Raw genomic sequence first — 17,880 nt, 5'->3', positions numbered from 1 at the left:
ACCCTATTGATACAACAAGGAGTGTGTATGTCTGTGCAACAGCAGGATCCCCGTCATGATCCCAATCGCTTGATCCGTGCCCCGCGCGGTACCGAACTGACCGCCAAGAGCTGGCTCACCGAGGCGCCGCTGCGGATGCTGATGAACAACCTGGATCCCGAGGTGGCCGAGCATCCCCAGTCGCTGGTGGTGTATGGCGGCATCGGTCGCGCTGCCCGCAACTGGGCCTGCTTTGACAAGATCGTCGAGGTGCTGACCCGGCTCGAGGAGGATCAGACCCTGCTGGTGCAATCCGGCAAGCCGGTCGGGGTGTTCCAGACCCACAAGGATGCGCCGCGGGTGCTGATCGCCAACTCCAATCTGGTGCCGCACTGGGCCAACTGGGAGCACTTCAACGAGCTCGATAAGAAGGGCCTGATGATGTACGGCCAGATGACCGCCGGCTCCTGGATCTACATAGGTACTCAGGGGATCGTGCAGGGCACCTACGAGACCTTCTTCGCGGTGGCCAACCAGCACTTCAACGGCTCGCCTGCGGGCCGCTGGATCCTCACCGGTGGTCTCGGCGGTATGGGCGGTGCCCAGCCGCTGGCCGCCACCATGGCCGGCTTCTCGATGATCGCCGTTGAGTGCGACGAGACCCGCATCGATTTTCGTCTGCGCACCCGTTATGTGGACAAGAAGGCTCACAGCCTGGATGAGGCGCTGGCCATGGTCGAAGAGGCCAAGCAGAGCAGCAGCGCCGTCTCCGTCGGCCTGCTCGGCAACGCCGCCGATGTATTCGCCGAATTGGTGGCCCGTGGCATCACCCCGGATGTGGTGACCGACCAGACCTCCGCCCACGACCCGGTGCACGGCTACCTGCCGCAGGGTTGGAGCGTGGCCAAGTGGCGCGAGCTGCAACAGAGTGCCCCGCAGGAGGTGAATCTGGCTGCTCGTCGCTCCATGGCCCGTCAGGTGGAGGCGATGCTGACCCTGCAAGAGCGTGGCGCGGCGACTCTGGATTACGGCAACAACATCCGTCAGATGGCGCTTGAGGAGGGGGTGAAAAATGCCTTCGACTTCCCCGGCTTCGTCCCGGCCTATATCCGCCCGCTGTTCTGCGAGGGGATAGGCCCGTTCCGCTGGGTGGCCCTCTCCGGCGATCCGGAAGATATCTACAAGACCGATCAGAAGGTGAAAGAGCTGATCCCCGATGATCCCCATCTGCACAACTGGCTCGACATGGCCCGCGAGCGCATCGCGTTTCAGGGTCTGCCGGCTCGGATCTGCTGGGTCGGGGTCAAGGATCGGGTACGCCTCGGTCTGGCCTTCAACGAGATGGTGAAAAACGGCGAGCTGAAAGCCCCCATCGTCATCGGTCGCGACCATCTGGATTCCGGCTCGGTGGCGAGCCCGAACCGCGAGACCGAGTCGATGATGGATGGCTCCGATGCCGTCTCCGACTGGCCGCTGCTCAACGCCCTGCTCAACACCGCCGGTGGCGCGACCTGGGTTTCGCTGCATCACGGCGGCGGGGTCGGCATGGGCTTCTCCCAGCACTCCGGCGTGGTGATCGTCTGTGACGGCTCCGATGACGCTGCCCGCCGCGTCGGTCGGGTGCTGCGCAACGATCCGGCCACCGGGGTGATGCGCCACGCGGATGCCGGCTACGAGATTGCCATCAACTGTGCCCATGAGGCGAAACTGGATCTGCCGATGATTGACGGCGCCAACGGTGTCAAAGGAAAGGTGTAACACCATGTTTGAATTGACTATTACTCCGGGCGAGCTGGATCTTGCCACCCTGCGCCGCGTCAGCCGCGAGCCGGTACATGTTTCACTGGATCCGGCCGCGCTGCCGGGGATCCACGCCTCCGCTGCCGTAGTTACCAAGGTGATCGAACAGAACCGGGTGGTGTATGGCATCAACACCGGCTTTGGCCTGTTGGCCAACACCCGTATTCCGGTGGAGCAGCTGGACGAGCTGCAGCGCTCCATCGTGCTTTCCCACGCGGCAGGGATTGGCGAGTACATGGATGACGCTACCGTGCGGCTGATGATGGTGCTCAAGCTCAACTCGCTGGCGCGGGGCTTCTCCGGCATCCGGCTGACGGTGCTTGAGGCCCTGATGACCCTCATCAACGCCGAAGTCTATCCGGTGGTACCGAAGAAGGGATCCGTCGGTGCCTCCGGCGATCTGGCACCGCTGGCCCATATGAGCTGCCTGCTGATCGGGGAGGGCGAGGCGCGCCACAAGGGCGAGCTGATCGACGCCGCTACTGCGCTGAAAATTGCCGGGCTCGAGCCTATCGCGCTGGCACCCAAAGAAGGATTGGCGCTGCTGAACGGCACCCAGGCGAGCACCGCCTTTGCGCTGGAAGGGCTGTTCCATGCCGAGGATCTGTTCGCTGGTGCCATCACCATAGGTGCCATGAGTGTGGAAGCGGCCCTTGGCAGCCGTCGGCCGTTTGATGCCCGCATCCACGCGGTGCGCGGTCAGCGTGGCCAGATCGACGCGGCCGCCTGCTATCGCCACCTGCTGGTGGATGGCAGCGAGATCGGCATGTCCCATCACAACTGCGAAAAGGTGCAGGATCCCTACTCACTGCGCTGCCAGCCGCAGGTGATGGGGGCTTGTCTGGCCCAGATCCGCCACGCCGCCGAGGTGCTGGTGTGCGAAGCCAATGCGGTCTCCGACAACCCGCTGGTGTTTGCCGATGACGAGGAGATCCTCTCCGGCGGCAACTTCCACGCCGAGCCGGTGGCCTTCGCCGCCGACAATCTGGCGCTGGCCATTGCCGAAATCGGCTCGCTGTCAGAGCGGCGCATGGCGCTGCTGATCGACTCTCGGATGTCCGGTCTGCCGGCGTTTCTGGTCAACAACGGCGGGGTCAACTCCGGCTTTATGATCGCTCAGGTCACCTCGGCGGCGCTGGCCTCCGAGAACAAGACCCTGGCCCATCCCGCCTCGGTGGATAGTCTGCCCACTTCCGCCAATCAGGAGGATCACGTCTCCATGGCGACCTTCGCTGGCCGCCGGCTTGCCGATATGGCCGAGAACACCCGCGGCATTCTGGCAGTTGAACTGCTGGCGGCGGCACAGGGGCTCGATTTTCGCGCGCCGCTGCGTAGTACCGAGCTGATCGAGCTGGCCAAGGGGCGACTGCGGGCAGAGGTGAGCTTCTACGACAAGGACAGGTACTTCGCGCCGGACATCGAAGCTGCCGCCGCCCTGCTGGGTCGTGCCAGCTACAACGACCTGATCCCAGCGGGAGTGCTGCCCAGTCTGTAAGCCTTGATCACCCTTCTCTCCTGGCGGGAGAAGGGTTGGGATCAGGGGGAAGCCGCTTCACAGGCGCCGGTGACAGCCGGGCGCAGATAACAAAAGACCGCCCAATCGGGCGGTCTTTGCGTTTCTGACGTTGGTTGAACGCGGTTATTCGTGTTCGAACATCAGGAACAGATAGACCACAAACAACACCAGATGGGTCGCACCATGGAGCACATTGGTTCGGCCGCTGCTGAAGGTTACTTTACAGACCATCAAGGTCGTGACCAGCAGCACCATATCGGCGGGGGAGAGGCCGAGGCGCACCTCCTGATCCAGCATGGAGCCGATAAAGAGCACGGCAGGCACGGTAAGGGCGATGGTGGCCAGCACAGAGCCGAAGTAGAGGTTCATTGCCCGCTGCAACTGGTTGTTGAAGGCGGCCTTGATGGCGCCGACTGCTTCGGGAGCCAGCACGATGCAGGCCACGATAAAGCCGCCCAGTGCGGCGGGCGCGTCCATGACATGCACCCCGTAATTGATGGGGATGGCCAGGGTCTTGGCCAGCAGGATCACCACCAGCAGGTAGGCGAGCAGCAGGATGGTGTGATAGACGTTGCTCTGCAGCGGGCCGTGGTGCTCCTCGTAATCCTCGTGATCGCTGTCGACGAAGAAGTGGCTGTGGCTGCGGGTCTGGATCAGCAGAAAAACCCCGTAGAGCAGGATCGAGATGATGATCAGCATCCATGACATGGCGCGCGACATACTGCCGATTGCACCGCCCTCGGTGAAGTTGGGCAGCACCAGACAGAGCAGGGCCAGCGGGATGATGGCCACCAGATAGGATTTCACTCCGTCCAGATTGAAGCTCTGGGTGTGGTAGCGCCAGCCGCCAAACAGCAGGGTGAAGCCCACCAGACCGGTACTCACCAGCATCACTACCGCAAACATGGTATCGCGGGCCATGGTGGGGTTGGGCTCGCCGGTCAGCATCACCGAGGAAATCATCACCACCTCCAGCGAGATGACCGAGAGGGTGAGGATCAGAGTGCCGAAGGGCTCGCCCAGCTTGATGGCGAGGGCATCGGAGTGGCGCACGACCGAGAAGATGGCCCAGGTGACGATGGCCAGTAGTGCCGCCGAAACCGGAAGATAGATCCCGAGCGGAGTTGTCTCTGTCAGCAGGTCACTGCCCAGGGTCTTGAAAAAGAGCAGGGTCAGCAGGCCAACGGGCAGGGCAATCTCTTGCCGGATAACTGTCTTCATAGGCAATGGTTCTCTATTGGGGGTCTTGACGACCGGATGACATAAACAGGTTGCTCGGTTATCGGTTGCGCAATAACCGGCTCCTTATGATAAAGGTTGTTATCCCCGTCAGGGCAGATCATTTTGTTGCTGAATGTAAATAAGGGGTGGCAGGAGACGGTTTGATTTCACCATGGAGCCGGGCCTGGGTCTGCAGGGGGATTTACCCGCCTGATGGCCGGGCTGGGTTACGGCGCTACCGCCAGCATCAACCTGATGATGTCGAGCCGCTGGCCAAACCGTTTCACGGCCAAATCCTGCCATCTCTGTGTTAGCTGGCCTTCTGGTGTTGCAACTGCCACTCCTGTTGCCAGTGGGTCAGTATCTTCAGCGGCATGGGTTTGCCGAAGAAGTAGCCCTGGATCAGATAGACGCCGTGCTGGCTCAGATAGTCGACCTGCAGCTGGCTCTCGACCCCTTCGGCGATCATCTCCATGCCCGATTCCCGACCGAAGACGATGATGGCATCCAGCACGCTGCGCTTGAGGTCGTTGGTGCCTATGGTATCGACGAACATCTTGTCGATCTTGATCTGGCGGATCCCCAGGCTCTGCAGGTAGGCAAAGCCGCCGTAGCCGGTACCGAAATCATCCAGCTTGAAGTGATACCCCATCTGTTGCAGCAGGGTGATCTCCTCGGTGGCCGCCTTGATGTCGAGGATCGGCTTGCGCTCCGTCAGCTCGAAGGTGAGCCGGGCGGGTGAGGGGTTTTGGCTGTGAGCGAGCAGGGTGCGCAGCAGGGGCTGCTCGATATGGGCCGCCACCAGATTGACGCTGACCCACTGCTCCGGTGCCAGCTGCGGCAGGTCAGTGATCACCTGCTCCAGCAACTGTTCGGTCATCGGCAGGATCAGTCCCTGCTCCTCTGCATATTCGATAAAGGTGCCCGGGGGGATCAGCTCGTTTCCCCGCTGCCAGCGGAGCAGCGCCTCGAATCCCACCACTTGGTGGGTACGGGCATCCACTATCGGCTGGTAGAGGGGAATAAATTCCTTGCGTATCAATCCTGTTTGCAGCAGTCCTTTGAGGGAGCGCCGATAGCTGCGCAGCAGCCAGTATGTGACGCTTAACAGGGCGCCGAGTGCGATACCGAACCAGAGACCGTAGTGATTGAGTTGGTCATGGGCATATTGCTCCAGCGCTTTTCCCGCCCAGACCGTCTGTTTGGTGAGTTCATTGGGATCGAAGAAACTGAGGCTGATATTGCTCTCTTCCTGTTTGATCTCCTTGTCACCACGGGGAAAGTGGACTGTGCTTGCATCGCTATCCTGTCGGCTGAACTCCAGATAGAAGCAGTGGCTGCAGGGGTGTTGCAGCAGGTCGTGGCTCCAGCTGTTATCCAGCACCCAGTAGGCGAGGTTGTCGCCGGATCGGTAAAAGGCCATCAGCTCCTGCTCGGTATTGTATTTGGCCACGGTAGCGGTGATCCCCAACTTGCCAAACTTCTGCCCGCTGTTCTGGAGCTCTTTGATCAGCGGGATCTCCACCCCCAGGCTGGAGCAGCTGTTGCCGGAGGCGAGCTCCAGCCCTTGCAGGCGGATATGAGCGCTGTAGAAGCGCGGATCGCGCAGCAGCTCCATGTCTTTGGCGCCGCAGTTGAACTCAAATTGTGCCAGTTGTTTGTTGATGGCGGCATCCAGCTCCCGGTGGCGTACGGCCATGGCTCCCTTGAGCTCGGCAACCTTCTCTTCCAGCAGATGAAAGGCCATCGGCTTGGCAAACCACAGGCCGAGAAACTGGCTGCCCACGACAGGCAGGACGAACAGCAACAGAGCGATCCAGACGGGTGATTTACGCAAAGGAAGTACCTGCCAGTTTCATGAGACACAAATGGACTTAGCCATCATAGAGCATTAGTGCAATCAATTTGAGTCCGAGTTGTCACACTTGTTGATTGATTTTTTAACTGCATGATTTTAAATGTGTTTATTATTAACTTTGGCTAGATTCAATCGCTGACCTGTCATAAATGACAATTGCTCAGCTTATCCGAACTGCATTAGAGTAGCCCTGCGGTTTGACTCACCGTGTGTTCAATACTCCTGTATCTGTTTTTTGTCAGTAGCACAGAGTGTTAGTTTTGATATGAGTGTTCCTTTTGGTCCCCTTTGAGGGACCATTTTTCTGTCTGTCATCCCGCCCTTTCCCGCGTCTGTAGCCCGTCATCCTTGGTATTCTCCCTCTGCTTTGGGTTATGCTTGCCCGCTTAAATTGCAGAAGCGGGATCTTCATCCATAGCTGTGGCCCGATCGCCGCTGCTACCATGAGGCGACATGGATGATGCTGGGCATACGGAAAGGCGCATGAAACTCACTACACAGCTTGTCTCATTTATCACCCTTTGCGTGATCGCAGCCATGGCGACCGTGCTGATTGGCGGGGTGTTCAGCTTTCGCGAGCTGGGCATGGAGTTGCAGCAAAAGAAGGTCGATGCGCTGGTTGAAGTGATCGACAAGCAGCTCGATGTTGCTCACGACATGGAGGATATGAGCCACTGGCTGCCCACCCTGCTGCGGGCTGCCCATGTGGTCGAGCTGGAGGTGCGCCAGAATAACCAGCGGGTCTACTGGTTCCGCGATGTGCGCAATCCTGTCGACGAGCAGCTGCTGGTGCCATACAGCCACCCGCTGCCCCATCAGGCCGGCATGCAGGCCAACTTCAAACTGGAGCGCCCCTTCAAGGAGGCGGAATACTCCATCAAGGCGATGTCCGGCATCTCTCTGGGCATCTTTATCGTGGTGTTCGGTCTCTGGTACTCCATCCGCTGGCTGCGCCAGCAGTTGCGCGGGGCCGAGCTGCTGGGCATTCGCGCCCAGCTGATCCTCGATGACAAACTCTCCAAACTGAGTCATGACCCCGCCGAAGAGTGGCCGGTGGCCGCCAGTCAGGCCCTCGATCATCTGCTCGCCGAGCTGGCTGATGCCCGCAAGGAGCGCAGCCGCTTCGACAACTTCATTCGCAGCAACGCTTTCGTCGACAAGATGACCGGCATCGGCAACCGGCTATTTTTCGACAACCGGCTGGAGAGCGCCATCATGGAGGCGAGCGTGATGAGCGGTGGCGTGCTGCTGATCGATCTCGCCTGTCTGGAGGAGCTGGAGGCCGATCAGTTCGAGCTGCTGGGGCACGATTTGATGATGGAGGCGAGCGCCACCATCGGTGCCTTCGTGCGCAAACACAACGGTGCCCTGCAGGCCCGCTATGCCGGTCAGGTCTTTGCGGTGCTGCTGCCCAATATGTCCGAGAGCGAGATGGTGGATAGCGCCAGCCAGCTGCTCAAGAGCCTGCAACGGCTGCATTGGCCGCAGGAGGTCAACCCGGAGACTGCAGTCTATCTCGGCGCCGTTTGTTATCAGGCACAAGACAGCCTGCTCAAGGTGCAGGAGGAGGCGGAGCTGGCCCTCAAGAGCGCTCGTCTGCAGGGGCACAACGGCTGGTTCCTCTACGAGAAGCAGCTGGATGAGGAGCAGAGCAGCAAGGGCACGGTACGCTGGCGTACCCTGATCAGCCGCCGTCTCGAAGAGCACGGCATCGAATTTTACACCCAGCCGATCCAGCAGGATCGGGGGCAGGTGGTGTTGCAGCAGGAGTTGCTCACCTATCTGCACGACGAGCAGGGGCGGGCTTTGCAGGCGGGGATCTTCATGCCGATGGCGGAGAAGGTGGGCTTGTTGCTGCAACTGGATCGGCTGGTGGCGGAGCAGACCCTCGCCCTGCTGCGCCAGCGCTCCGAGCAGAGCTGCCCCATCAGCCTGACCCTCAGTGCCCAGAGCCTGCTCAACCGCGAGTTCCAGCGCTGGCTTTTCTTCGCCCTGTTCCAGCTGCCGCGCAGCACCAACGAGCGGTTGATCCTGCAACTCTCCGAATCCCAGGTGACCCGCCACTTCGAGGCGCTCAAGCGGCCGCTGCGCTCCCTGCGGATGCTGGGCTGCCAGCTGGCCATCGATCATGCCGGTCAGGATGTGGTGAGCACCCAGTACATCAAGGAGTTCGAGATCAACTTCCTCAAGCTGCACCCCAGCCTGGTGCGGGAGATCCATGCCCGTCAGGTCAACCAGATGGCGGTACGCAGTCTGGTCGGCGGCTGCGCCAATACCCGCACCCGGGTGCTGGCAGTGGGGGTGGAGAGTGGCGACGAGTGGAAGATGCTGCGCCACCTCGGGGTGCATGCCGGGCAGGGCCCCTGGTTTGCCGAGCCCCAGCGGCTGGTGCTGGAACCGGCTGGTGATTGAGATAAACAACAGAGGGTCGCCTTGGGGCGACCCTCTGTTGTTTGCGGTGCTGTTTGCGGTTGCCGTCAGGCAGGGATTACAGTCGGCCCTGCTCCCGCAGCCCGGCGAGCCCTTGCATGCCGCCAGTGTGGATAAAGACGATTCTGCTGCCGGGGGCGATACGGCCCGCCGCCAGTTCGCGAAACAGACCCCACATCGCCTTGCCGCTGTAGATAGGCTCAAGGGGCAGATCGGTCGTGGCGCTGAAATTCTGCACCCACTGCCAGAGGTCCGGGCTGAACTTGGCATAGCCACCATCGTGGTGATCGAGCGCGATGCGCCAGCCGGGGATATTGGCAGCCGCAGGATGGAGGCGACACACCTCGTCAGCGATAAAGCCGCCACCTTTCAGTACCGCAATGGCGAGGATCTGCTCCCGATCCCGTTTGCCGGCGATCAGGCCCGCCAGAGTGCCGCCGCTGGCGCAGGGCAGTACCCAGAGATCCGGCGAGAAGAGCACTTCGCCGACCAGTTCCGCCACCCCGGGGATGGCCAGCGGGCTGCTACCCCCTTCCGGCACGATCAGGGTATCGGGGGCATCGAATTGGGCCAGCCAGCCGGGATCCTGCCGTCGCCGGTAACTCTGGCGGTCGACAAAAACGAGATCCATGCCCCAGTGCCGGGCATCCCGCAGGGTAGAGTTACTGACTGCGTCATATTCGCCCCGTATGATACCGGTAGTACGAAGACCAGATTGGCACCCCGCTGCCGCCAGCGCGTGGATATGATTGGAGTAGGCGCCGCCAAACGAGAGCAGATGCCGTTTGCCGTGCTCTTTGGCATGCAGCAGGTGGTACTTGAGCTTGCGCCACTTGTTGCCGGAGATGGCCGGATGGATCAGGTCATCCCGCTTGCACCACAGCTCGACGCCATAGCGGGTCAGCAACGGATGGTGGAGGCGTTGCAGGGGGGAAGGGAGGATGGCTTGACCCTCTGACTCGGCGGAAAGGTTGGCTTGCAATGGTGAGTCCGTCTTTTAATCTGGAGGCTAATCTGCTGTTTATGTTAATATTTCATACATTTAATCACTATTGATGGGCGGGCTTACATGAAACAACTGTTCAGACGGTCGACGCCAAGCCGCCAGGTCGGGCTCTTGCTGGCCAATGACAGGATCATGCTGGCTGCGGTGGGGAATCCCCCCGTCTTCGCGACGCGCACCATCAACGGCCCACAGGAGTGGGCAGTGGCCATGAACGAGCTGTTCAGCCGTCATGGGCTGGCCAAGTCTACGGTGCGGGTGGCCCTCGCCGCCAGCCTTTATCAACAGATCCAGATCGACAAGCCTGCCGTGCCTGACGCCGAGATGGCGGGGGCGCTCCCCTGGGCCATCAAGGATTATGTCAGCGAACCCGTGCTGCAACTGGCGATGGATTATGTGGACTTGCCCACCCCGCCTGCCGGTCGCCCTCGCATCAATGTGATTTGCTTGCCCAAGAGCCGGGTTCAACAGCTGGCCGATGCCATCAATGGCATCGCTACCCTGCAATCCATCATCAGCGACGAATTGGCGCTCACCTCTCTCTATGACGCGGATGACACGGTGCGCATGCTGCTGTGGCAGCCCAAGGGGCAGGATCTGCAACTGCTGGTCTTCCATCAGGGCGGGCTCTGCTTTTCTCGCCAGCTGCGCGGTTTTACCAGCCTGACTGGCGAACATGAACCGGACAGTATGTTGCTCGATTCGCTGGCGCTGGAGATCCAGCGCTCCCTCGACTATCTGGCGGGCCAGCTGAAATTGCCCGAGCTGGGGCAGATGCAGTTCGCCGTCGCCTCGCCCTTTATCGGTACCCTGGTGCGCCACATGGAGCAGACCTTCGGCTTTGCCGTCTCCGCCATGGCCAACAAGGCGATCCTGGCCGGCGTCGAATACCTGTCGGCCTACGCAGCCGCCATCGGGGAGGATGCGTGATGAAACGTCAGATAAACCTCTATGGCGCCGAGTTTCGCCCCAAGCGGCAGTGGGCCAGCCTCAATCAGATGGCGCTGGTATGGGGCTTTGCGCTGCTGCTGATCCTGTTGACGGGTGTCGGTTACGGCTGGCAACAGCAGCAGGTCAGCCGGGCGCTGGCGCAGCGCTCTGCCGAGCTGGAACTCAAGCGCAGCGAGGCGCAGCGGCTCGATGCCGAGTTGGCGCGCCATCAGGCGGATCCCCGGCTGCAACAGCAACTGGTCAACATGCAGGATGAGCTGACAGCCAAGCAGGGACTGATGCGCCAATTGGGCAGCCTGACCCTGCAAAAATCCCAGGGCTATGCCAGCGTGATGGCGGATCTCTCCCGCATTCGCAACAGCAACCTCTCGTTGCAGCGCATCGAGATCAACGAAGGGCGGATCAACCTCTCCGGCTTTGCCGGACGCAGTCAGGATGTACCGGCCTGGGTCAACCGCTTCAAGCAGACCCCGAGTCTGGTAGGCAAGGAGTTTGGTGAACTGACCCTCGGCCGTGACAAGGAGGGCCGTCTGACCTTCCAGTTGAGCGGCATTGCGCGGGAGAAACCCTGATGAACCTGAAAGCACAATGGCAGGCATGGGGCCAGCGTATCGCCGTGTTGAGCCAGCGGGAGCGGGTGTTGATCCTGCTGACTGGTCTGGTGCTGCTGGGCGCGGCCGGACTCTACGGCTGGCTCGATGGCGCCGATACCCGCCTGCAGCAGGATCGCATGGCCCTGAGCGCCGCCGAGCGCGACCTCGAGATCATGGAGCTGGAAAACCTCGGCAAACAGGCCCGGCTCAAGCGGGATCCCAATCAGGGAGTTCGCGACCAGCTGGCGCAAGTCGAGGCGGATCTGGCCCGGATCGACGATGAGCTCAAGGCCCAGACCGTCGATCTGATCCCGGCGCACGAGATGCCGCTGGTGCTGGAGGCGCTGCTCTCCCGCTCCGCCAACCTTCATATGCTGGCCCTCAGTTCGCTGGAGCCGACCCCGCTGATGGCGGGGGAGCAGAAGGTCAATCTCTACAAGCATGGTATCCGGCTTCAGCTTGAAGGCGGCTATTTCGATGTGTATCAATATCTTAAAGCGCTGGAAGCCTTGCCGCGCCACTTTTACTGGAAGCAGTTCGACTATCAGGTCAAAGCCTATCCCGGCGCGGTGGTGGAGATGGAGATCTACACCCTGAGTACCAGCAAGGAGTTTATCCGTGGCTAGAGTATTTGCGTTGTGCTGTTGCCTGTTCAGCTTGCTGGCACAGGCGGAGCAGGTCGAGGTATTGCAGGATCCCACCGCGCCGCTGGCTGATGTGGCGGTTGGCGCCCGTGCGACCGGCGAGAGCAGCGCCGGTTTGCCGAAGCTGCAGAGTGTGGTGCTGGGCAATGGCCCGGCACTGGCGGTACTCAATGGCAAGAGTTATCGGGTCGGACAACAGGTGGACGGCTATACGCTGGTGGCCATCAATGCCGATGCCGTGGTGCTGGAAAAGGCGGGAAAACGCCATGCGGTAACACTGTTTGCCAGCAAGATCCGGGTTTGAGTCGTGCTTGCCTCTCGAGAGGTGAATCGGCTTTATCGAGTTTAATTGCAAGTCAGGGTGCCCTAATTACATGAAAAAACACCGTCTCTGTCTGATCACCGTGGCCATGATGGCTGCAGGCTGTACCACGTATCAGCACCCCGAGCCGACCCAGGCGAAGGATGCCCTCAAACAGGCCATGAACGAACAGCAGAAACAGGCTGCCCCTCTGACCGCGTTGCCCAAATCGGTTCAAAGTGAATTGCTGCAGCTGAACCGGCCGCAGATGCCGGTCGGCATGCCGGAGAAGCGGCTGCGTATCGCGGCTCACGATGTGGAGGCGGTGGAGTTTTTCGGTTCCCTGTTCAAGGGCTCCCGCTACAGCGTGGCGGTTCACCCCGGGGTGGCCGGGCTGGTCTCCGTCGAGCTCAAGGATGTGACTCTGCCAGAGGTGCTGGCTGTGGTGGGCGACATGTATGGCTTCGACGTGCAGCGCAAGGGCAATGTCTTCCATATCTATCCGGCGGGTCTGCGTACCGAAACCATCCCGGTCAACTACCTGATGATGTCCCGTCGTGGTCTCTCCCGCACCTCGGTCAGCACCGGCGGGGTGACGGCCAATGACAGCAATAACAGCAGCGACAGCAGTTTTGACAGTGTATCGAACAACAACAGCACCAATAACTCCTCCGGCAACAACTCGAACGGCAACAGCAGCAATGGCACCCGTATCGAGACCGATACCAACAGCGACTACTGGACCGATCTGCGCGACTCTCTGCAGACCCTGATTGGCACGGGTGATGGTCGCGCGGTGATCACCAGCCCGCAGGCGGGTCTGGTCACCATTCGCGCCTACCCGAAAGAGCTCAAGGCAGTGCGTGAATTCCTGAATCAATCCGATAGTCACCTCAAGCGGCAGGTGGTGCTGGAGGCGCGGATCATCGAAGTTGCCCTCAACGAAGGGTATGAGCAGGGGGTGGACTGGAGCGGTCTCTCCGCCAGCTGGGATGGCAACAAGGGGATTACCGGTGGCGGTTCACTGGCCAATACCCAGTTACCCACCACCCCTAATCAGATCTTCACTGCACTGGGTGGCGGCGCCGGTTTCAAGGTCTCTGACGGCAACTTCAATGTGGCGGTCAACCTGCTCAAGACCCAGGGCGATGTGAATACCCTCTCCAGCCCCCGTGTCACCGCGACCAACAACCAGAAGGCGGTGATCAAGGTGGGGACGGACGAATATTTCGTCACCAATGCATCGACAACAACCGTGAGCACGACGAGCGGTGACCGAACAACTCCCAATGTAGAGTTGACCCCTTTCTTCTCAGGTATCTCTTTGGATGTAACACCACAGATCGATGAAGAGGGCAAGGTGCTGCTGCATATCCATCCCTCCGTTATCGATACTGAAGAGCAAACCAAGACCATAAAGGTGACAGACAGCGATACGCTGGTGTTGCCGTTGGCGAAAAGCTCGATACGCGAATCCGATACCGTGGTGCAGGCCAATAACGGTGACATCATCGTTATTGGCGGTCTGATGAAGACCGACAAGCAGGAGATCGTCAGCAAGGTGCCGCTGCTGGGGGATATTCCCTGGGTGGGTGAAGCCTTTACCAACCGCCGCGAGAGCACCAAGAAGGTGGAGCTGGTGATCATGCTCAAACCGACCGTGGTGGAGAAAGATACCTGGCAAAACGAGCTGCAACGCTCCTCCGAGCTGCTCGACAAGTGGTATCCGGCCAAGGGCTGACCCATGACACCAGATGCGGTCACCCTTATCCCGAACGGCCTGTGCTGCCTTGCCAGCACAGGCTGCTTGCTTGTCGTGGCAGGTGAGATCTCATGTACCTGACCCACTTCGGCCTGCAGGAGGCGCCGTTCAGCCTCACTCCCAATACCGGCTTCTACTACGGCCTGCCGCCTCACGAAGAGGCGCTGCAGGTGCTCAACTGGGCGCTGGCGCAGGGGGAGGGCTTTATCAAGGTGACCGGCGAGGTGGGTACCGGCAAAACCCTGCTCTGCCGCAAGCTGCTCAGCGAGCTGGGCTCGGAAGCACGTCCGGTGCGGCTTGCCTGGTTGCCCAATCCCCACCTCACTCCGGCCGAGCTGCGCATCGCGCTGGCGCTGGAGCTGGGGTTGGCGGTACGGGATCAGAGCGAGCTGGATCTGACCGATCGTATCCATCGTCACCTGATCAGCCTGCACCAGCAGGGCAGTCGGGTGGTGGTGCTGATCGACGAGGCGCAAGCGCTGCCGGACGAGACGCTGGAGGCGATCCGCCTGTTCGGCAATCTCGAGACCGAATCGAGCAAGCTGCTGCAGATCGTGCTGTTCGGCCAGCCGGAGCTGGATGCCAGACTGGGTAAGCCGCATCTGCGCCAATTGCGTCAGCGGATTGGCTTCTCCTACTGCCTGCGGCCGCTGCGTTTTGACGAGACCCGCGCCTATCTGGAGCACAGATTGCAGGTCTCCGGTTACCGCGGGGCACCGCTGTTTGCAGGTCGCGCCATGCGTCTGTTGTGGCGCGCATCGCGAGGGATCCCGAGACTTATCAATATCCTGGCGCAGAAGTGCCTGATGCTGGCCTATGGTCAGGGTGTGCGTCAGATCGATAGCCATCTGGTACGGCTCGCCATTCGCGATACCGACGATGCCAGCCGCTTTGCGCCACGGCGCTGGTGGCCCCTGTTACTGTTGCTGGGGTGCGCCCTGGCTTATGGAGTCTGGCCATGAGCGTTATCAACCAGATGCTGAAAGATCTGGACCGGCGCCAGCAAGGATCCGAAGGTGCTGCCGTCTATATTGCCCCTGCGCGCCAGCAGGGATGGTGGATGTTGCTGTTGACCCTGATCTGCGGTCTGGCACTGGGGATCCTCGGTTGGCGAACCTGGATCTACTGGCAGCAGACCCATACCGTGACGGCTGCCAGTGAAGTGATCGCCCCCGATGTGGTGGCAAGGGCCGCCGCGCCCGTCAGCCAGCCCGAGTCGGTCGAGGTGGCGGCCGCGCTGCCGTTGCCAAGTCAGGATGAGGTGAATGATGAGGCAGGCGAGAGTGACTCGGATAGCATGGCCGACGGTGCGCCCTTTGATGCCTCCAGCGATGTTGACGAGACGGAGCTGACCGATGAAGAGCTGCAGCCCGAGCTTTACGCCGAACTGGCTGCAGAGCAGCAGGCAGTCGCCAGCGCGCCGCGCAAGCCGAGCGTATTGAAGATCGAGACGGTCGAGCTGTCGGCCAAGGAGCTGGCGGCACTGGCTGAGCGCAAGGCGACCACCGCCATGGCCAAGGGAAGCCTGCGGGATGCGCAGGACAACTACTATCAGGTGCTGGCCCACGATCCCTACAACCAGGGGGCGCGCGAGCAGCTGGCGGGGCTGCTCTACGGCGAGGGCCGTCTGACCGAGGCGCGTCAGCTGCTGGAAGAGGGGATCCGGCTCGATCCCCAACAGGCCGATTTTCGTCTGCTGCTGGCCCGCCTTGCCATCAGCGAGGGGCAACAGCAGCAGGCGCTTGGCTGGTTGTCCGGTTATCAGCCGGATCTCGCCAGCAACATGGACTACTACGCCACCTGGGCCGGGCTGACTCAGGAGCTGGGCCAGAATGCCGATGCGGCGGCGCTCTATGTGAAGCTGCTGCGTCAGCAGCCGGATCAGGGCCGCTGGTGGCTTGGCCTCGGCGTGGCCGAGGATGGTCAGGGCCACAGCCAGCGGGCGCTCGATGCCTATCGCAACGCCTTGCTGCACGGCAACCTCGGCGAGGCGTCGACCAACTGGCTGGAACAACGAATTGGTCAACTAACCCCTTGATAAACAGCAGGTTCGATTAGCTAAGCCTAATCGGATGCGGTAACGGGTGTGAAGTAACAGAGATCGGAGCAAACATGGCACAACCCAGACTGAAAATGCGCCTCGGCGACCTGCTGGTACAAGAGCAGATCATCTCTGATGATCAGCTGCAGCTTGCCCTGCAGCAGCAGCGTCAGACCGGCCGCAAGCTGGGCACCACTCTCATCGACCTCGGCTTTATCAGCGAGGTGCAGCTGTTGCAGTTCCTCGCCCGCCAGCTGGATGTGCCCTTCTTCGATCTTAACAACCTCACCATCGACGCCGCTGCGGTGCCACTGCTGCCCGAAGTGCAGGCGCGCCGTTATCGGGCGCTGGCGGTCAACCTCACCGACGACAAGGTGACGGTGGCGATGTCGGATCCGGCGGATCTGAGCGCACTGGATGCCATCGCGGCCCTGCTCAGCCCGCGCATCATGGTGCTGGCGGTGGCGCGGGAAGGGCAGTTGCTGGAGTATTTCGACCGCCTCTATCGCCGGACCCGCGAGATCGAGAGTTTCGCCGAACAGTTGCAGGAGGAGTATCAGGACTCCGGCTTCGAGCTGGGCTCCAGCAATCTGGGGGCCAACGACGAGGGGGAGGCGACGGTGGCCAAGCTGCTGCGCTCCCTGTTCGAGGATGCGGTGCAGGTGGGGGCGTCGGATATCCACATCGAACCGGACGAGAAGGTGCTGCGGATTCGCCAGCGGATCGACGGTATCCTCCACGAGAACATCCTCAACGAGGTGCGCATCGCCCAGGCGTTGGTGCTGCGCCTCAAGCTGGTGGCGGGGCTCGATATCTCCGAGAAGCGCTTGCCGCAGGATGGCCGTTTCAATATGAAGGTGCGCGGTCGCGATGTGGATGTGCGGATGTCCACCATGCCGGTGCAGTATGGCGAGTCTGTGGTGATGCGTCTGCTGGATCAATCCTCCGGCATCTTGTCGTTGACCGAAACCGGGATGCCGCCGGAGATCCTGACCCGTTTCCGTCGCCAGCTCAAACGCCCGCACGGGATGATTCTGGTGACCGGCCCGACCGGTAGCGGCAAGACCACCACCCTCTATGGCGCCCTCTCCGAGCTCAACCAGTCCAGCAACAAGATCATCACGGTAGAAGACCCGGTGGAGTATCGTCTCTCCCGCGTCAATCAGGTGCAGGTCAACCCCAAGATCGGCCTCACCTTCTCCAACGTGCTGCGCTCCACCCTGCGTCAGGATCCGGACATCCTGCTGGTGGGGGAGATGCGTGACAACGAGACGGTGGAGATCGGCTTGCGTGGCGCCATCACCGGTCACCTGGTGCTGACCACCCTGCACACCAACGATGCGGTGACCAGTGCCTTGCGCCTAATCGACATGGGGGCGCCCGGCTATCTGGTGGCGAGCGCCCTGCGGGCGGTGGTCGCCCAGCGGCTGGTGCGGCGGGTATGTGAGCACTGCGTTGAGGAGAAGGCGCTCGACGAAGGGCAGGCCACCTGGCTCACCGTACTCTCCGGCGAGGCGCCCGGCCAACACACCTATCACAAGGGCCGGGGTTGCCAGAGCTGCAACTTTACCGGTTATTCCGGCCGGATCGGGGTCTACGAGCTGCTGGAGCTGGATCAGCCGATGATGGATGCCCTGCGCCGCAACGATGCGGAAGGGTTCGCCAAGGCGGCCCGTCAACATGAACACTATCGGCCGCTGGCCCTCACAGCCCTCGATTATGCCCGTCAGGGGATCACCTCGGTGGATGAGGTGCTGCGACTGGCCGAGGATTTGGGGTAA

14 protein-coding genes are annotated in these 17,880 nt (G+C 61.2%); 11 read left to right on the top strand and 3 right to left on the bottom strand.

The window, feature by feature from the left end; translation table 11 throughout:
• The first annotated feature begins 27 nt into the window (after nt 1–27).
• Both hutU and hutH read left to right on the top strand, forming a co-directional pair.
• On the top strand, nt 28–1,737 hold the full coding sequence (gene hutU / locus AB5Y67_RS13010; RefSeq protein ID WP_199428532.1) for a urocanate hydratase: 1,710 nt from the start codon (nt 28–30) through the stop codon (nt 1,735–1,737).
• A gap of 4 nt (nt 1,738–1,741) precedes the next feature.
• Nucleotides 1,742–3,274 carry a histidine ammonia-lyase gene (hutH, locus tag AB5Y67_RS13005; RefSeq protein WP_325794086.1) on the top strand — a complete coding sequence of 511 codons (1,533 nt, stop codon included), beginning with the start codon at nt 1,742–1,744 and terminating at the stop codon, nt 3,272–3,274.
• Nucleotides 3,275–3,418: 144 nt separating this feature from the next.
• Here hutH and AB5Y67_RS13000 read toward each other — a convergent pair whose 3' ends face one another.
• Together AB5Y67_RS13000 and AB5Y67_RS12995 are read right to left on the bottom strand one after the other, a co-directional pair.
• A complete protein-coding gene (locus tag AB5Y67_RS13000) occupies nt 3,419–4,516 on the bottom strand; it encodes a calcium:proton antiporter (RefSeq protein ID WP_005340008.1) in 1,098 nt (365 codons plus the stop codon).
• Nucleotides 4,517–4,826: 310 nt separating this feature from the next.
• Entirely contained in the window at nt 4,827–6,353 is a 1,527-nt protein-coding gene (locus AB5Y67_RS12995) for an EAL domain-containing protein (protein ID WP_199416579.1), read from the bottom strand.
• A gap of 504 nt (nt 6,354–6,857) precedes the next feature.
• On the opposite strand from AB5Y67_RS12995, the gene AB5Y67_RS12990 reads away from it, so the two are divergent.
• Nucleotides 6,858–8,786, top strand: coding sequence for an EAL domain-containing protein (locus tag AB5Y67_RS12990; protein ID WP_042081406.1), 1,929 nt, complete (start codon nt 6,858–6,860; stop codon nt 8,784–8,786).
• Nucleotides 8,787–8,862: 76 nt separating this feature from the next.
• Here the strand turns inward: AB5Y67_RS12990 and AB5Y67_RS12985 are convergent, their stop codons facing one another.
• Nucleotides 8,863–9,786: a 1-aminocyclopropane-1-carboxylate deaminase/D-cysteine desulfhydrase gene (locus AB5Y67_RS12985; RefSeq protein ID WP_150390160.1), complete on the bottom strand. Its 924-nt coding sequence runs from the start codon at nt 9,784–9,786 to the stop codon at nt 8,863–8,865.
• A gap of 87 nt (nt 9,787–9,873) precedes the next feature.
• On the opposite strand from AB5Y67_RS12985, the gene AB5Y67_RS12980 reads away from it, so the two are divergent.
• The 8 genes from AB5Y67_RS12980 to mshE all read left to right on the top strand — a co-directional run bounded on the left by AB5Y67_RS12980 (nt 9,874) and on the right by mshE (nt 17,880).
• Nucleotides 9,874–10,737, top strand: coding sequence for a hypothetical protein (locus AB5Y67_RS12980; RefSeq protein ID WP_040069497.1), 864 nt, complete (start codon nt 9,874–9,876; stop codon nt 10,735–10,737).
• Entirely contained in the window at nt 10,737–11,330 is a 594-nt protein-coding gene (locus AB5Y67_RS12975; RefSeq protein ID WP_150390162.1) for a PilN domain-containing protein, read from the top strand. Before AB5Y67_RS12980 ends, AB5Y67_RS12975 begins: the two co-directional genes overlap by 1 nt.
• A complete protein-coding gene (locus AB5Y67_RS12970) occupies nt 11,330–11,977 on the top strand; it encodes a hypothetical protein (RefSeq protein ID WP_005340017.1) in 648 nt (215 codons plus the stop codon). The genes AB5Y67_RS12975 and AB5Y67_RS12970 overlap by 1 nt, the downstream gene beginning before the upstream one ends.
• Complete coding sequence (locus AB5Y67_RS12965) at nt 11,970–12,299, top strand: MSHA biogenesis protein MshK (protein ID WP_019446481.1); 330 nt, start codon at nt 11,970–11,972, stop codon at nt 12,297–12,299. The genes AB5Y67_RS12970 and AB5Y67_RS12965 overlap by 8 nt, the downstream gene beginning before the upstream one ends.
• 70 nt (nt 12,300–12,369) lie before the next feature.
• Complete coding sequence (gene mshL / locus AB5Y67_RS12960; RefSeq protein ID WP_064338905.1) at nt 12,370–14,037, top strand: pilus (MSHA type) biogenesis protein MshL; 1,668 nt, start codon at nt 12,370–12,372, stop codon at nt 14,035–14,037.
• A gap of 92 nt (nt 14,038–14,129) precedes the next feature.
• Entirely contained in the window at nt 14,130–15,020 is an 891-nt protein-coding gene (gene mshM / locus AB5Y67_RS12955) for an MSHA fimbrial biogenesis protein MshM (RefSeq protein WP_064338904.1), read from the top strand.
• Entirely contained in the window at nt 15,017–16,096 is a 1,080-nt protein-coding gene (locus tag AB5Y67_RS12950; protein ID WP_064338903.1) for a tetratricopeptide repeat protein, read from the top strand. The genes mshM and AB5Y67_RS12950 overlap by 4 nt, the downstream gene beginning before the upstream one ends.
• A gap of 74 nt (nt 16,097–16,170) precedes the next feature.
• Nucleotides 16,171–17,880, top strand: coding sequence for an MSHA fimbrial ATPase MshE (gene mshE / locus AB5Y67_RS12945; protein ID WP_064338902.1), 1,710 nt, complete (start codon nt 16,171–16,173; stop codon nt 17,878–17,880).

This window comes from Aeromonas sp. s12 (genome assembly GCF_040907925.1).
Lineage (GTDB): Bacteria > Pseudomonadota > Gammaproteobacteria > Enterobacterales > Aeromonadaceae > Aeromonas > Aeromonas veronii.
This window is presented reverse-complemented; position numbering and strand designations above follow the sequence as displayed.

What these genes read in the sequence shown, in the direction of transcription:
- hutU (WP_199428532.1), top strand. Translation starts at nt 28, where the DNA reads ATGTCTGTGCAACAGCAGGATCCCCGTCATGATCCCAATCGCTTGATC.
- mshL (WP_064338905.1), top strand. Translation starts at nt 12,370, where the DNA reads ATGAAAAAACACCGTCTCTGTCTGATCACCGTGGCCATGATGGCTGCA.
- AB5Y67_RS13000 (WP_005340008.1), bottom strand. Translation starts at nt 4,516, where the DNA reads ATGAAGACAGTTATCCGGCAAGAGATTGCCCTGCCCGTTGGCCTGCTG.
- AB5Y67_RS12975 (WP_150390162.1), top strand. Translation starts at nt 10,737, where the DNA reads ATGAAACGTCAGATAAACCTCTATGGCGCCGAGTTTCGCCCCAAGCGG.
- AB5Y67_RS12950 (WP_064338903.1), top strand. Translation starts at nt 15,017, where the DNA reads ATGAGCGTTATCAACCAGATGCTGAAAGATCTGGACCGGCGCCAGCAA.
- AB5Y67_RS12970 (WP_005340017.1), top strand. Translation starts at nt 11,330, where the DNA reads ATGAACCTGAAAGCACAATGGCAGGCATGGGGCCAGCGTATCGCCGTG.
- AB5Y67_RS12980 (WP_040069497.1), top strand. Translation starts at nt 9,874, where the DNA reads ATGAAACAACTGTTCAGACGGTCGACGCCAAGCCGCCAGGTCGGGCTC.
- mshM (WP_064338904.1), top strand. Translation starts at nt 14,130, where the DNA reads ATGTACCTGACCCACTTCGGCCTGCAGGAGGCGCCGTTCAGCCTCACT.
- mshE (WP_064338902.1), top strand. Translation starts at nt 16,171, where the DNA reads ATGGCACAACCCAGACTGAAAATGCGCCTCGGCGACCTGCTGGTACAA.
- hutH (WP_325794086.1), top strand. Translation starts at nt 1,742, where the DNA reads ATGTTTGAATTGACTATTACTCCGGGCGAGCTGGATCTTGCCACCCTG.
- AB5Y67_RS12990 (WP_042081406.1), top strand. Translation starts at nt 6,858, where the DNA reads ATGAAACTCACTACACAGCTTGTCTCATTTATCACCCTTTGCGTGATC.